This window comes from Flavobacterium suncheonense GH29-5 = DSM 17707, from assembly GCF_000430025.1.
Taxonomy (GTDB): domain Bacteria; phylum Bacteroidota; class Bacteroidia; order Flavobacteriales; family Flavobacteriaceae; genus Flavobacterium; species Flavobacterium suncheonense.
Window position 1 is genome coordinate 74,910 of the sequence record NZ_AUCZ01000004.1, and the last position, 12,826, is coordinate 87,735.

The following is a 12,826-nucleotide window of genomic DNA, read 5'->3' on the forward strand; positions in this document are numbered from 1 at the left end:
GCAAATTGAAAAATCAATTTAACAAAAAAGCCAAACATGACTGCCTGGCTTTTTATACTGAAATAGTGTAGTTTATTTTCCGAAAAGTTTACCGAGCAATCCGCCCAATAAACCGCCGCCTTTCCCCGACATTGCTGCCGCTGCGTCTTTCATGTCTACTTTTCCGTCGTTGTTCTGATCCAGTCCGAACTGACCGCCGTATTTGGAAACCGCATCCATCAGGCCGCCCGAATTACCGCCGCCAATAGTTTTAATAATGTCGGAGATGTCTAAGCTCGGCTGGTTTGGGTCGTTGGCTTTTCCGATTAAAGAGCCCAGAATTTTCGGGATGATGTTGCCTGCCAAACCGGAAGACGCTTCGCTGCTTAAGCCGAATTTCTGACCTAGATTACCCGAAAGCTGTTCGGTTAACTGGCGTACCACTGGGTTTGACGAATCGACTTTGCCGCCGCTGAACAAACCAGCCAGCTCGCTGAAATTTCCGTTGGCAGCCATGCCTTTTAAACCGTTAAGGATGGAATTTCCGGTTTCTTCCATTACAGCCTCATTATGCTCGTTAGGAATGTCCTGATTATTGATGATGGCTTCGCTGCCATATTGTTTTACTAATTCGGTTAATTGCTCTAACATTGTATTGAAATTTTAAGGTTGAATACCAAATTTAAGCAAAAAATAGTTACAAATTCATTAATCGTTCTGTAATAAACTGATAATCTGTTCGGCCAGTTCGGTTCCGATTCGGTCCTGTGCTTCCAGGGTTGCTGCACCGATATGAGGCGTCAACGAAATTTTTGGATTCATCAGCACCTGAATGGCCGGAGTTGGTTCTTCTTCAAAAACATCCAAACCGGCAAAAAGGACTTTCCCTTCGTCTAAAGCATCCACTAAAGCCACTTCGTCAATAACGCCACCGCGGGCACAGTTGATAATGCCTACGCCGTCTTTCATCATGCTGATTTCCTCACGTCCGATTAGGTGATTTCCTAAAAACGGCGTGTGAACGGTAATAAAATCAGCGTGGTGGAAAATGTCTTCCAAAGGTTCGGTTTCGATGTTTACGTTGATGAACTGTCCGTTGTAAAAATCGACTTTGATTACGGCTTCGTCTACGTGTTTGTCGGAAGCGATTACTTTCATGCCTAAACCCAAAGCGATGCGCGCCACTTCACGTCCGATTCTTCCAAAACCTATAATTCCGATGGTTTTACCGCGCAATTCAATCCCGTCAGAATAGGCTTTTTTCAGGCTGTTGAATTGCGAATCGCCGTCCAGAGGCATGTTGCGGTTGGCATCGTGCAGAAAACGCGCTCCGGAAAACAAATGCGCAAAGACCAGTTCCGCTACCGATTCCGAAGATGCGGCCGGGGTATTGATTACGTGAATGCCTTTTTCCACGGCGTATTCCACATCGATGTTATCCATTCCGACACCACCGCGCCCGATGATTTTAAGGGAAGGACAACTGTCTATGATATCTTTACGGACTTTCGTGGCACTGCGCACCAAAATCACGTCGATGTTGTTTTTGTTGATATAATTGGCTACTTGTTCCTGAGCCACTTTGGTGGTGATTACTTCAAATCCGGCTTTTTCCAGCGCTTGAATTCCGCTTGGGGATAAACCGTCGTTGGCTAATATTTTCATTGTATGTTAATTTGTTGATTTGATAATTTGGTTATTTGGTTATTTGTTTATTCGGTTAAGCAAATAACCAAATCACCTATATTTTTCTTTCCAATTCTTTCATGACGTCGACTAATACCTGAACGCTTTCAAGAGGTAAAGCATTGTACATTGAAGCGCGGTAACCACCCACCGAACGATGTCCGTTGATGCCGGAAACGCCTGCTGCTTTCCACATCGAATCAAATAATTCCTTATGGTTTTCATCGGCTAATAAGAAGGTCGCATTCATGTTGGAACGGTCTTCTTTTACGGTTGTTCCGACGAAAATCGGATTTCGGTCGATTTCATCATATAACAATTTGGCTTTAGCTTCGTTTTGCTTTTCAATAGCCGCAATACCGCCTAAGTTTTTTAACCACTGCATCGTTAAAAGCGAAGTATATACCGCAAAAACCGGTGGTGTGTTGTACATGCTTTCTTTTTCGATGTGCAGCTGATAATTCATGATGTTCGGGATCGCTCTTCCGGTTTTCCCTAAAAGTTCTTCTTTAACCACAATTAAAGTCACTCCGGCGGGTCCCATGTTTTTCTGAGCACCGGCGTAAATCAGGTCGAATTTTGAAAAGTCAAGGGTTCTGGAAAAGATATCGGAACTCATATCACAAACCATCGGAACATTGGTTTCCGCGAAACTTTTCATTTGGGTTCCGTAAATGGTATTGTTGCTCGTGCAGTGGAAATAATCCGCATCGGCAGGAATCGAATATTCTTTTGGAATATAGGTGTAATTATCCGGTTTTGAGGAAGCCACCACAACGGTTTCTCCAAAAGCTTTGGCCTCTTTGATGGCGCCGCTGGCCCAGGTTCCGGTGTCTAAATAAGCGGCTTTTCCGTTGGTTTTCATTAAATTGTATGGAATTCGCAAAAACTCCATGCTTGCGCCACCTTGTAAAAAGATCGCCCGATATCCTTTGTCGGTTAAACCTAAAAGATCTAATGCCAAAGCGCGGGCTTCTTCCATTACAGCAACAAAAGCTTTGTCGCGGTGGGAAATCTCTAAAACAGACAATCCCATTCCGTTAAAATCTAAAACGGCCTGTGCGGCTTTCTCAAAAACTTCCTGAGGCAATATGCACGGACCGGCACTGAAATTATGTTTTTTCATTATCTGTATTTAATCTTTAAAAACCTGAATTACGACTTCTTTTTCCACTAACTCGGTAAATTTACCATTATATCGCGTTGCTTTTACCAAATGGTTGTCAATCCAGTGATAATTTCCGCCACGCGGTTTTCCGAATAAAATGCTGTGGTACTTAAAACCGTGTCGGTTGAGCCATTGGGTGGTGACTTCACGGTGTTCTTCGGTTCTGGAGGTGAAAAAACAGATTTGATGACCTTCGTTGTACCATTTGTTGATGGTTTCGAGCGCATCGGGAAAAGGTGCGCAGGAGGCCATGCGTTCGGGTTGTTCGTTGGGAACGTCTTCGGTGATGGTACCGTCGATGTCGATGAGGTAATTCTTAATCCCGTCTTGTAAAACCGGACTAACGTTGTTTTTGTGTTCTAGTTGCATTATGTTGTGTGTTTAATGCAAGCAAATTTCAGAAAAAAGACTATAACCATGAAAAAAAATAACCGTAACAGAGGAATTACTTACTTTTTTCTATGTATTGATTATATTTTGTTTAAAAATGTAAGTGTATCGACGTTGTCGGCATAGTCCCACAGCTTTGGTTGCTGCGTCTGACCGAACGGAATACTGTTTTCAATGAGATTGTTAGACACAACACATTGAATCATCTCCTCGTCGTTTTTAAGACGTTCCTTAACGTTTTCCAAATCGTCGTAAAACTCGTAGAATACTGAGGAAATAGGAGAAGCGTAACTTGTGTCTTCTTTTAACGTAAGGAACTCGTTATCCAATAAAGGGAAAAGGCTCATCAGGAAAACCGCCTTGTTGTAATCGTAATTGTTGGCGTATTTTTCGTATTGGATGATATCACCGTATTGGTAAATCGCTTCAAAAAACAATTTGAAATCGTAGCCTTTCGGAACAAAAAGTTTGGAAACGTTACGGCAACCCAATCCGAAGTAACGGAAAATATCTTCGCCTAAATCGATTAAATCTTCCTTGGTTTCGTTACCGTCTAAAACCGCTACCGAATTTCTGTTTTTGCGGATAATACTCGGTTTGTCTTTAAAATAATATTCAAAATAGCGGGCAGTATTGTTGCTTCCGGTGGCGATTACGGCGTCAAAATTTTCCAGTTTGCCTTCCACAAAAGTGATGCTTTCTTCCAATTCGGGTTGTACCGAAATCATATATTTTGCTAAAAAAGGCAACAATTTCTGATCGTTAGACGATAGTTTTACCATCACCTTATGACCGGAAATCAGAACCGATAAAAAATCATGAAACCCAACCAGCGGAATGTTTCCGGCTAAAATCAATCCCACCGTTTTCGGCTGAACATTTGAAAAATCGTACCGGGAAAGCCATTCGTTCAGGTTAGCTTCCGTTAAGGCTTCCGCCCAGGACCGGATGGCGAAATAAACCTGTTCCGGAGTAAACCAACCGTTGTGCGATTGGGAAAGGGCAATCAAATCCGTAAAATCATCATAGAACAAATTGTTGTTTAATACGTCGGGATTTTTGGTGTTTCCTTCGGCTTTAAACTGACTTAAAAAGTTTCCGAGCGCAATTGCAGTATTTTTTTTAAGTTTTTGTGCCATCGTTAATTTGTTTATGAGAGGTTTTGATTGTAATTTTGTGCAAATTTACAGTTAAAAATTAATATAAGCTATGGCAATCATAATAACAGACGAATGTATCAACTGCGGGGCCTGCGAACCGGAGTGTCCGAATACAGCCATTTATGAAGGAGCCGACGACTGGCGCTGGAAAGACGGAACCCGTTTAAGCGGTAAAATTGTTTTACCCGACGGAACCGAAGTAGATGCCGATGCCGCCCAAACTCCGATTTCCGATGACATCTACTACATTGTACCCGGAAAATGTACCGAGTGCAAAGGTTTTCACGAAGAACCACAATGTGCGGCTGTTTGTCCGGTAGACTGTTGTGTTCCGGATGACAATCATGTGGAAGACGAAGAAACGTTACTGAACCGACAGGCGTTTTTGCATAACGAATAATTTAAAACCTCAGTTAAAGCTGAGGTTTTTTGATTTTATGAAGCGAATCTTTTTAATCATATTGTTGCTGTTGCTCAGTGTAAATTTCGGGTACAAAGCTATTCGTTATTTGTCTTTTGGTAAAACCACGGGTAAGGTTGTGGCGTTTGAATTTTTTACTTCAAAAGTAGTTACCCGAAGCAGGTCCGGAGGCGAGAACGTGAGTTATGAGACATACAGAACGCCCATAGTGGAAGCACAAATTAAGGGCACGACAAAAAGGTTTACCCGAGAAGATTGGGATAATCGCTATCTTGGATTGGACAGTAATGATAAAGTAACCGTTTTAATAGATGAAAAGACCGACGAGTTATACTTGAATTCTTTGTTTCTTTTCTGGTTTACGGAACGCGATTTATTGTATGGATTGCTGATTCTTATATTCGGTACTATGCTATTGGGACTTGTATTACCTGAAAGAAAGCCGAAAATAAGAACCTGGAAATAAAAAAAGCTGCCATCCGGCAGCTTTTTTCAGGGTTTAACCAATTCAAATTTTTCCAGCGTCATTTTATCATTTTTATCGTCGTAGGTTTCCAGAATCAGATTGCCGTCTTTATCGAAATAGCCTACGGATACTTTATTCTTATTGATGTACAGATAGTTGTTGTTGGATGTTTTTCGCAACAGGGCCAGGCGTTTGCTGTCGGGTAAGGTCATGGTATAACCGGCTTTGTCCACAGCGATTTGGTATTTCTGTCCGTTTAAAAGATAGTAGGCGGAGCGGTCCACGTCTACGGTTCGGGTAACGCCGTCTACCGTAACTTCTGTGGTGGCGGTAACCTGTACCGGAGTTTCTTTCATTTCTTTATTCAGCGTTTTGGATTCGGCATCTTTTAATTCGATATCCTGTACTTCGTTTATTTTTTCTTTTTTTACGATTTTTCGTTCCCCGTCAGAATCTTTAATGGTGGTCACGGTGGTTTTTACTTCCTGTTGCACATTCTTGTTTTGTGCCAGACAGTTTACAGATACGAATAGGGCTAACAATGTTAAGAATGTAGTTTTCATAATGTAACTGTTTTATGATTAGTATGTTACAAAGTTACACCCTTCTGCAGCAATGCTTTTACATAATTTCGTTAAATGCTTATATCTTTTGCATTTCCGCTGCTTTTGCTGTGGAAGAACGCCCTATTAAATTCGGTTTTAAACTTGAGAAGAATAACGTATATTTGCACACTTTTAAAAACAAGAACTCTAATCGGTTAACTTAAAAAGTTGGCTGTAAACGCATACTAAAATGAAAGCAGGAATTGTAGGATTACCGAATGTTGGGAAATCAACCTTATTTAATTGTTTGTCGAATGCCAAAGCGCAGAGTGCGAACTTCCCGTTCTGTACCATTGAGCCAAATATCGGGGTGGTAAACGTACCGGATCCGCGTATTGCCCGTCTGGAAGAACTGGTAAAACCGGAGCGCGTGCAAATGGCTACCGTAGACATCGTGGATATCGCCGGTTTGGTAAAAGGCGCCAGTAAAGGGGAAGGTTTGGGGAACCAGTTTTTGGGTAACATCCGCGAGTGTAATGCGATCATTCACGTGTTGCGTTGTTTTGATAACGATAACATCGTGCACGTAGACGGAAACGTAAACCCGATCCGCGACAAAGAAACCATCGATATCGAGTTGCAGTTAAAAGACCTTGAAACCGTTGAAAAACGTCTAGAGAAAGCAAACAAGGCGGCAAAAGTAGGTAACAAAGAAGCGTTAGCCGAACAAGCCTTATTAAACCGAATCAAAGAAACCTTGTTGAATGCAAAATCAGCACGTACGGTTGCACTTAACAATCAGGATGAAGAAGAATTGATGGAAAGCTTTCAGCTGATTACGGCTAAACCGGTATTGTATGTATGTAACGTAGACGAAGCTTCGGCCGTAAACGGAAACAAATATGTAGATCAGGTTCGCGAGTTGGTAAAAGACGAAGATGCCGAAGTAATTGTACTTTCGGTGGGCGCAGAGGCCGACATCAACGAATTGGAAAGTTACGAAGAGCGCCAGATGTTTTTACAGGATTTAGGCCTGAAAGAACCGGGTTCAGCCGTTTTAATTCGCGCGGCTTACAAACTGTTGAAATTACAAACGTATTTTACAGCCGGAGTGAAAGAAGTTCGCGCCTGGACAATCAATATCGGAGATACGGCACCAAAAGCAGCCGGAGTCATCCACACCGATTTCGAAAAAGGTTTCATCCGTGCGGAAGTGATTGCCTTCGAAGATTTTTCCAACTACGGTTCGGAGGCTAAAGTGAAAGAAGCCGGAAAACTGAGAGTGGAAGGAAAAGAATACGTTGTGAAGGATGGAGATGTGATGCATTTCCGTTTTAACGTGTAATTGAAAATATTTAATGAGAACAGAAAAGCGAGGCAGTGATGTTTCGCTTTTTTATTTACCGCAGATTCGCAGATTATGAAAATAGATTAATTTACGAATCTTTTAAACAGGCTGAAAATATTCGTGCATTTGTGGTTGGATTTTTTTAGTACTTTTAGGCGAATTTAAATCGTTTCATACATGAAAATTATAGCATTTGGAGGCAGTAACAGCCGAAATTCCATCAATAAAAAATTAGCTACTTACGTTTCGCATCTTTTTGAAGGTTATGAAGTGGAGGTATTGGATTTAAACGATTTTGCCATGCCGCTGTTCAGTGTCGATTTAGAGAAGGAAATCGGGCAGCATCCGTTGGCGCAACAGTTTCTGGATAAAATAGCCTCGGCGGATTTGCTGGTGGTTTCTTTGGCAGAGAACAACGGGAATTATTCCGCAGCGTTTAAAAATCTGTACGACTGGGCTTCACGCATTGCTCCAAAAGTCTTTCAGCAGAAACCGATGCTGTTAATGGCTACCTCACCCGGTGGCAGAGGCGGCGCATCCGTTTTGGAAATTGCCAAAAATGCATTCCCGCGCTACGGTGCCAATGTGCTGGCAACGTTTTCATTGCCCAGTTTTAATGATACTTTCGATGTGGAAAATATGAAAATATCCGATGGGGTTTTGGATAATGAGATAAGAGATATTGTAAAGAAATTTAGTTTTTAAATTTTTAAAACAGTTATAAGGAAGCACTTGTAATTGAGTGCTTTTTTGTTTGTGACTATTTTTGAAAAAAAATTTTTTTAGTCACGCTTTTTGTGACTTTTTTAAAATATTTTTTTTTAAGTCACAGAAAGTGTGACTTTTTTTTGAAAATTATTTTTTTGTCACAAAAGTTTTTTGGGGTTTCTGTACAGTGGCTGAGGTCCTCGAAGCCACGTTGCTATAAATAAACTTTTTAAATATCACTAAATTTAGTGATTGTGGGAGTTGTTTTTTATGGTTATGTTTGGGTGGTTGTGTGCTTTGAATAAGCTCTTGGTTTAAAGGTCTTTTAGGTATGCATATTTACAAGTTGGCTGATGATTTATCGCAGCGTTCAAAAAAAAACAAACTAAATGACATCACGAATTAGTATATTAGAATTTAGAAATAGGTTAAAGTCCAATACAAAAATTGGTCTTCTTCATTTTAAAAGAGAGTTAGGAATGTTTTCAATATTTTTTCCAAATTCAAAATGTTTTTATGGCAAATTTGATGATACAACTTTTCGACTTATGCTAAACTCTAATTTCATTTCTCCTATTTATATTCTTAATGGAGAATATCAAAATGTAAGCGGAATGCTTAAACTAAATTATGCTGTTATTCCATTAAGCAAAACATATATTGTTGTAATGAAATATTTTCCACTAGTCTTATTAATTGGGTTTAATAGTTTTTTATATTTTGATTTAAAAAATGTACCAGATATAGCATACATTATATTTAATTCATTAATTGCTTTGGGCTTCTTTTATTCAAGATGGCAGTTAAAACATGAGAAAAAAAAATTAGTGCAAAAGTTCAATAAAATTTTTGAAATAGATATAGAATAAAAACCAGCGGCTAACAGTGGTTTAGCTGCATTACTGGTTTAGCTATGAAAAGAAAAATCCTGCGGATTTTGGAGCTGCTATTTCATAGCATATTTTTTCATAAATTGCCGCAACAACGGCTAAGCCTTAAACGACTTTAGCAGACATTGTTTGCCAACCGTAAAAATTTTGATGAAAGAAGCTTTAGTTATATTTGTTCTTATTGCGGGTTTTATGCTGCTGCTTTGTGTTACGAAAATAATTCTGATGAAAAAAAGCATTATATACAAGCACGTAGAAATAGGCAAAAAGATTACAAGCTGGGATTATTATAATCAATTTGATGGAAACTGGTTTTTCAAAGAAATTGATTATGATAAATTATATGAAACAACAAATGATGAGGACATCTTAATTAAGAAAAGACAAATAGGAGCTTATAAAATTATCAGCGCTGCTCTGTTTATAGGTATGATATTGGCCATGACTATTTGGAAAATTATAAATTCACTTAATTAACTTACAACATCTGTTAACAGCGGTTTTTATATAAAATGGTAGGTAGTGTATATCAGGAAGAGCCAGTGCTTGTACTTTAAACTTTTCAGTATATTTATAAAAACCACCAAAAAAACCACTAAAAAAACCACCAACCCATCAAACAACATGAGTACAGCAACGAAAAATTTCCCGACATTATTTACAGAAAGGTTAACGCTTCGGCAACTCTCGGCGGCTGATTCTTCGGAGATTTTCCGGCTGCGTTCCGACAGGGAAATAAATAAATTTCTTGACCGAAAGCCCAGCCAAACAACAGAAGACGCTTTAAATTTCATCAAGGCTATTCTTGAAAGCGACGATACGTTTTATTGGGCAATTACCCAAACCGGTGAAGAAAAACTAATCGGCACAATTTGTCTGTTCGACTTTGTACAAGACACCAGCCGATGTGAAATCGGCTATGAACTCCTAACAGAATTTCAGGGGCATGGTATTATGATGGAAGCCGCGAAGAAAGTTATTCAATATGCCGATGAAACCCTTGGAATAAGAGATGTTGAAGCGGTAACCCATAAAGACAATCAGGGTTCGGTAAGCCTTCTTAAAAAATTAAACTTCAACTATTTGGGAAACCATGAGGCTGAACATCCGGATTTGGTTTTATTCCGATTGACAATAGACCAACCGCAATAAATTTGAGAGGTTTAAAAGAAAAAGAGAAAAAATGGCTTAATAATTGCGCAGCAAATCAAAAAGCCACCCATGAAACTCCTGAAAAAATCTTTAAAACTCCTCCTGAAAACCCTGTTGGGCATTACTACATTTGCAATTCTTTATGTGGTAGCTGTGCTGATATTGTCAAGAATCCCGGTAAATGCTGATGTTACCAAACCGGAAGCAGGCATCGAAATTTACCTGTTATCCAACGGTGTTCATACCGATGTGGTTGTCCCGGTAAAAAACCAAATCATTGACTGGTCGGAAAAAGTACAATTCCGACACACCAAAGCCCAAGACACTACGGCTAAATATTTAGCATTCGGTTGGGGCGACAAAGGATTTTACCTCAATACACCCACCTGGGCGGACCTGAAATTTTCTACGGCTTTTAATGCGGCATCGGGTTTAAGTACCTCCGCCATGCACTGTACTTTTTACAAGCGAATGAAGGAAGACAAACAGTGCAAAAAAATCACCATTACAGAAAAACAGTACCAACAACTGATTGCCTTTATTCAGGATTCCTTTCAGACCGAAAACGACAAAATCATGAAAATAGAAACCGATGCGGTTTACGGCAACCACGATGCTTTTTACGAAGCCAAAGGCCGCTACAATCTGTTTTACACCTGCAACACCTGGACCAACAGCGCATTAAAAGCCGCGAATCAGAAAGCTTGTTTGTGGACGGTGTATGACAAGGGGATTTTGAGGCATTATGAGTGAGTTTTGAGTGAGAAGTAAAAAGTGAAAAGTGAAAAGTGAAAAGTGAAAAGTGAAAAGTGAAAAGTGAAAAGTGAAGAATGGCTAATAGCAAAACAAGGATTTTTCATATTTCCAGTTTCTTGTCCCTTATCCCTCATCCCTAAGTCCTAATCCCTTTACTAATTTCATTGTCAATAACTTTGCATCAAACCTCTTTTAAATCCGGTTGATTTCCCTTATTTTAGCAGAAATTCCAAAAATTCTATATGCTAGAGCAAAATCAGTACACCGAAGACAATATCCGTTCCCTCGACTGGAAAGAGCATATCCGTATGCGTCCCGGGATGTATATCGGAAAGTTAGGCGACGGTTCTTCACCCGATGACGGTATCTATATCCTTCTGAAAGAGGTATTGGATAACTGTATCGACGAGTTTGTAATGGGCGCCGGCAAAACCATCGAAGTTACGGTAAAAGACAAAACCGTTACCGTTCGCGATTACGGTCGCGGGATTCCGTTAGGAAAAGTGGTGGATGTGGTGTCGAAGATGAACACGGGAGGAAAGTACGACTCCAAAGCATTTAAGAAATCTGTGGGTCTGAACGGGGTGGGAACCAAGGCGGTGAATGCGCTTTCGACGTTTTTCCGTGTGGAATCCGTTCGGGACAACCAGCAGAAAGCGGCGGAGTTTTCAGCCGGAAATCTTACCCTTGAAGAAGACATTCAGGAAACCACCAAGCGCAAAGGAACCAAAGTAACTTTCATTGCCGACGATACCATTTTCAAGCATTACAAGTACCGAAACGAGTACATTGTCCGAATGCTGAAAAACTATTGCTACCTGAACACTGGTTTAACCATCATCTACAACGGCGAAAAGTTCTTTTCCGACAATGGTTTAAAAGATTTGCTGGAAGAAACGATTACCGAGGAGGACATGGTCTATCCGATTATCCACTTAAAAGGCGACGATATCGAAGTAGCCTTAACCCACAGTAAAACGCAGTATTCCGAAGAATATTACTCGTTTGTAAACGGACAGAACACCACGCAGGGCGGAACGCACTTAGGCGCTTTCCGTGAAGCGGTGGTAAAAACCGTAAAAGAGTTTTACAATAAGAATTTTGAAGCATCGGATATCCGAAAATCGATTGTTTCCGCGATTTCCGTAAAAGTGGAAGAACCGGTTTTCGAATCGCAGACCAAAACCAAACTGGGTTCTACCGAAATGGGGCCGGGACTGGCTTCCGTCCGTACGTTTGTTAACGATTTCATCAAGACCAATTTAGACAACTTTTTGCATAAAAATCCCGAAATCGCCGATGCCTTACTGAAGAAAATTCTTCAGGCGGAACGCGAGCGCAAGGAACTTTCCGGAATCCGTAAATTAGCGAGAGACCGGGCCAAAAAAGCGAGTCTTCACAATAAAAAACTGCGCGATTGCCGTGTCCATTTAACCGATGCCAAAAACCCGCGAAGCTTGGAAAGTACGCTTTTCATCACCGAGGGAGATTCTGCGTCCGGATCGATTACCAAATCGCGGGATGTGAACACGCAGGCGGTTTTCAGTTTGCGCGGTAAGCCTCTGAACTCGTACGGGATGACCAAGAAGATTGTGTACGAAAACGAAGAATTCAACCTGCTTCAGGCGGCGCTGGACATCGAAGAAGACATGGAAAACCTGCGTTACAACAATATCGTAATCGCCACCGATGCCGATGTCGACGGAATGCACATTCGTTTGTTATTGATTACGTTTTTCCTGCAATTCTTTCCGGAATTAATCAAGGAAGGGCATTTGTATATTTTACAGACGCCGCTTTTCCGTGTGAGAAACAAGAAGAAAACCATTTACTGTTACAGCGAACAGGAGCGCATTGATGCCATCGAAGAACTGAAACCAAAACCGGAAATTACCCGATTCAAGGGATTGGGAGAGATTTCACCAGACGAGTTCAAACACTTCATCGGAGAAGACATCCGCTTGGATCCGGTGATGCTGGACAAAGCAACTTCTATTGAAACCTTATTGGAATTCTATATGGGGAAAAACACGCCGGACCGTCAGGATTTCATTATCAAGAACCTGAAAGTGGAGTTGGATACGGTGGAGGAGTTTTCGAGTTAGGTGTGAGAAGTGAAAAGGGACAAGGGACAAGGGATAAGGGATAAGAAGCAAG

General features: G+C 40.7%; 15 protein-coding genes. 9 read left to right on the forward strand and 6 right to left on the reverse strand.

Features of this window, described 5'->3' with window-relative positions:
* Window positions 1-72: 72 nt before the first annotated feature.
* From G498_RS0102585 to G498_RS0102605, 5 genes are all read right to left on the reverse strand, one after another.
* Entirely contained in the window at window positions 73-630 is a 558-nt protein-coding gene (locus G498_RS0102585; RefSeq protein ID WP_026979709.1) for a hypothetical protein, read from the reverse strand.
* Window positions 631-687: 57 nt separating this feature from the next.
* The gene (locus G498_RS0102590; protein WP_026979710.1) at window positions 688-1,644 is read right to left on the reverse strand and encodes a D-2-hydroxyacid dehydrogenase; all 957 of its coding nucleotides are present in this window, start codon (window positions 1,642-1,644) and stop codon (window positions 688-690) included.
* Window positions 1,645-1,720: 76 nt separating this feature from the next.
* Window positions 1,721-2,791, reverse strand: a complete 1,071-nt coding sequence (gene serC, locus G498_RS0102595) for a 3-phosphoserine/phosphohydroxythreonine transaminase (protein WP_026979711.1) — start codon at window positions 2,789-2,791, stop codon at window positions 1,721-1,723.
* A 9-nt stretch (window positions 2,792-2,800) separates the two neighbouring features.
* A complete protein-coding gene (locus G498_RS0102600; RefSeq protein ID WP_026979712.1) occupies window positions 2,801-3,202 on the reverse strand; it encodes an LNS2 domain-containing protein in 402 nt (133 codons plus the stop codon).
* Window positions 3,203-3,303: 101 nt separating this feature from the next.
* A complete protein-coding gene (locus G498_RS0102605) occupies window positions 3,304-4,362 on the reverse strand; it encodes an acyl-CoA reductase (RefSeq protein WP_026979713.1) in 1,059 nt (352 codons plus the stop codon).
* A gap of 70 nt (window positions 4,363-4,432) precedes the next feature.
* Between G498_RS0102605 and G498_RS0102610 the strand changes: the two genes are divergently transcribed.
* Complete coding sequence (locus G498_RS0102610) at window positions 4,433-4,783, forward strand: 4Fe-4S dicluster domain-containing protein (protein WP_026979714.1); 351 nt, start codon at window positions 4,433-4,435, stop codon at window positions 4,781-4,783.
* A 37-nt stretch (window positions 4,784-4,820) separates the two neighbouring features.
* A complete protein-coding gene (locus G498_RS0102615) occupies window positions 4,821-5,270 on the forward strand; it encodes a hypothetical protein (protein ID WP_026979715.1) in 450 nt (149 codons plus the stop codon).
* Window positions 5,271-5,296: 26 nt separating this feature from the next.
* On the opposite strand, the gene G498_RS0102620 is transcribed toward G498_RS0102615, so the two are convergent.
* Window positions 5,297-5,833 (reverse strand): hypothetical protein, encoded by a 537-nt coding sequence (locus G498_RS0102620; protein ID WP_026979716.1) that lies wholly within the window; start codon window positions 5,831-5,833, stop codon window positions 5,297-5,299.
* A 232-nt stretch (window positions 5,834-6,065) separates the two neighbouring features.
* Between G498_RS0102620 and ychF the strand changes: the two genes are divergently transcribed.
* The 7 genes from ychF (at window position 6,066) to G498_RS0102660 (ending at window position 12,774) form a co-directional block, all read left to right on the forward strand.
* Entirely contained in the window at window positions 6,066-7,160 is a 1,095-nt protein-coding gene (ychF, locus tag G498_RS0102630; protein ID WP_026979718.1) for a redox-regulated ATPase YchF, read from the forward strand.
* A gap of 180 nt (window positions 7,161-7,340) precedes the next feature.
* Window positions 7,341-7,868, forward strand: coding sequence for an NADPH-dependent FMN reductase (locus G498_RS0102635; RefSeq protein WP_026979719.1), 528 nt, complete (start codon window positions 7,341-7,343; stop codon window positions 7,866-7,868).
* A 392-nt stretch (window positions 7,869-8,260) separates the two neighbouring features.
* Window positions 8,261-8,740 carry a hypothetical protein gene (locus tag G498_RS0102640; RefSeq protein WP_026979720.1) on the forward strand — a complete coding sequence of 160 codons (480 nt, stop codon included), beginning with the start codon at window positions 8,261-8,263 and terminating at the stop codon, window positions 8,738-8,740.
* A 168-nt stretch (window positions 8,741-8,908) separates the two neighbouring features.
* Window positions 8,909-9,238 (forward strand): hypothetical protein, encoded by a 330-nt coding sequence (locus tag G498_RS0102645; RefSeq protein ID WP_211227761.1) that lies wholly within the window; start codon window positions 8,909-8,911, stop codon window positions 9,236-9,238.
* 147 nt (window positions 9,239-9,385) lie between these two features.
* Window positions 9,386-9,913, forward strand: a complete 528-nt coding sequence (locus tag G498_RS0102650; protein ID WP_026979722.1) for a GNAT family N-acetyltransferase — start codon at window positions 9,386-9,388, stop codon at window positions 9,911-9,913.
* Between the two features lie 69 nt (window positions 9,914-9,982).
* Window positions 9,983-10,666, forward strand: coding sequence for a TIGR02117 family protein (locus G498_RS0102655; protein ID WP_205619162.1), 684 nt, complete (start codon window positions 9,983-9,985; stop codon window positions 10,664-10,666).
* Window positions 10,667-10,911: 245 nt separating this feature from the next.
* Window positions 10,912-12,774, forward strand: a complete 1,863-nt coding sequence (locus tag G498_RS0102660; RefSeq protein ID WP_026979724.1) for a DNA topoisomerase IV subunit B — start codon at window positions 10,912-10,914, stop codon at window positions 12,772-12,774.
* Window positions 12,775-12,826 lie beyond the last annotated feature (52 nt).

What these genes read in the sequence shown, in the direction of transcription:
- G498_RS0102605 (WP_026979713.1), bottom strand. Translation starts at nt 4,362, where the DNA reads ATGGCACAAAAACTTAAAAAAAATACTGCAATTGCGCTCGGAAACTTT.
- G498_RS0102615 (WP_026979715.1), top strand. Translation starts at nt 4,821, where the DNA reads ATGAAGCGAATCTTTTTAATCATATTGTTGCTGTTGCTCAGTGTAAAT.
- G498_RS0102640 (WP_026979720.1), top strand. Translation starts at nt 8,261, where the DNA reads ATGACATCACGAATTAGTATATTAGAATTTAGAAATAGGTTAAAGTCC.
- G498_RS0102585 (WP_026979709.1), bottom strand. Translation starts at nt 630, where the DNA reads ATGTTAGAGCAATTAACCGAATTAGTAAAACAATATGGCAGCGAAGCC.
- serC (WP_026979711.1), bottom strand. Translation starts at nt 2,791, where the DNA reads ATGAAAAAACATAATTTCAGTGCCGGTCCGTGCATATTGCCTCAGGAA.
- G498_RS0102590 (WP_026979710.1), bottom strand. Translation starts at nt 1,644, where the DNA reads ATGAAAATATTAGCCAACGACGGTTTATCCCCAAGCGGAATTCAAGCG.
- ychF (WP_026979718.1), top strand. Translation starts at nt 6,066, where the DNA reads ATGAAAGCAGGAATTGTAGGATTACCGAATGTTGGGAAATCAACCTTA.
- G498_RS0102655 (WP_205619162.1), top strand. Translation starts at nt 9,983, where the DNA reads ATGAAACTCCTGAAAAAATCTTTAAAACTCCTCCTGAAAACCCTGTTG.
- G498_RS0102620 (WP_026979716.1), bottom strand. Translation starts at nt 5,833, where the DNA reads ATGAAAACTACATTCTTAACATTGTTAGCCCTATTCGTATCTGTAAAC.
- G498_RS0102650 (WP_026979722.1), top strand. Translation starts at nt 9,386, where the DNA reads ATGAGTACAGCAACGAAAAATTTCCCGACATTATTTACAGAAAGGTTA.
- G498_RS0102635 (WP_026979719.1), top strand. Translation starts at nt 7,341, where the DNA reads ATGAAAATTATAGCATTTGGAGGCAGTAACAGCCGAAATTCCATCAAT.
- G498_RS0102600 (WP_026979712.1), bottom strand. Translation starts at nt 3,202, where the DNA reads ATGCAACTAGAACACAAAAACAACGTTAGTCCGGTTTTACAAGACGGG.
- G498_RS0102610 (WP_026979714.1), top strand. Translation starts at nt 4,433, where the DNA reads ATGGCAATCATAATAACAGACGAATGTATCAACTGCGGGGCCTGCGAA.
- G498_RS0102660 (WP_026979724.1), top strand. Translation starts at nt 10,912, where the DNA reads ATGCTAGAGCAAAATCAGTACACCGAAGACAATATCCGTTCCCTCGAC.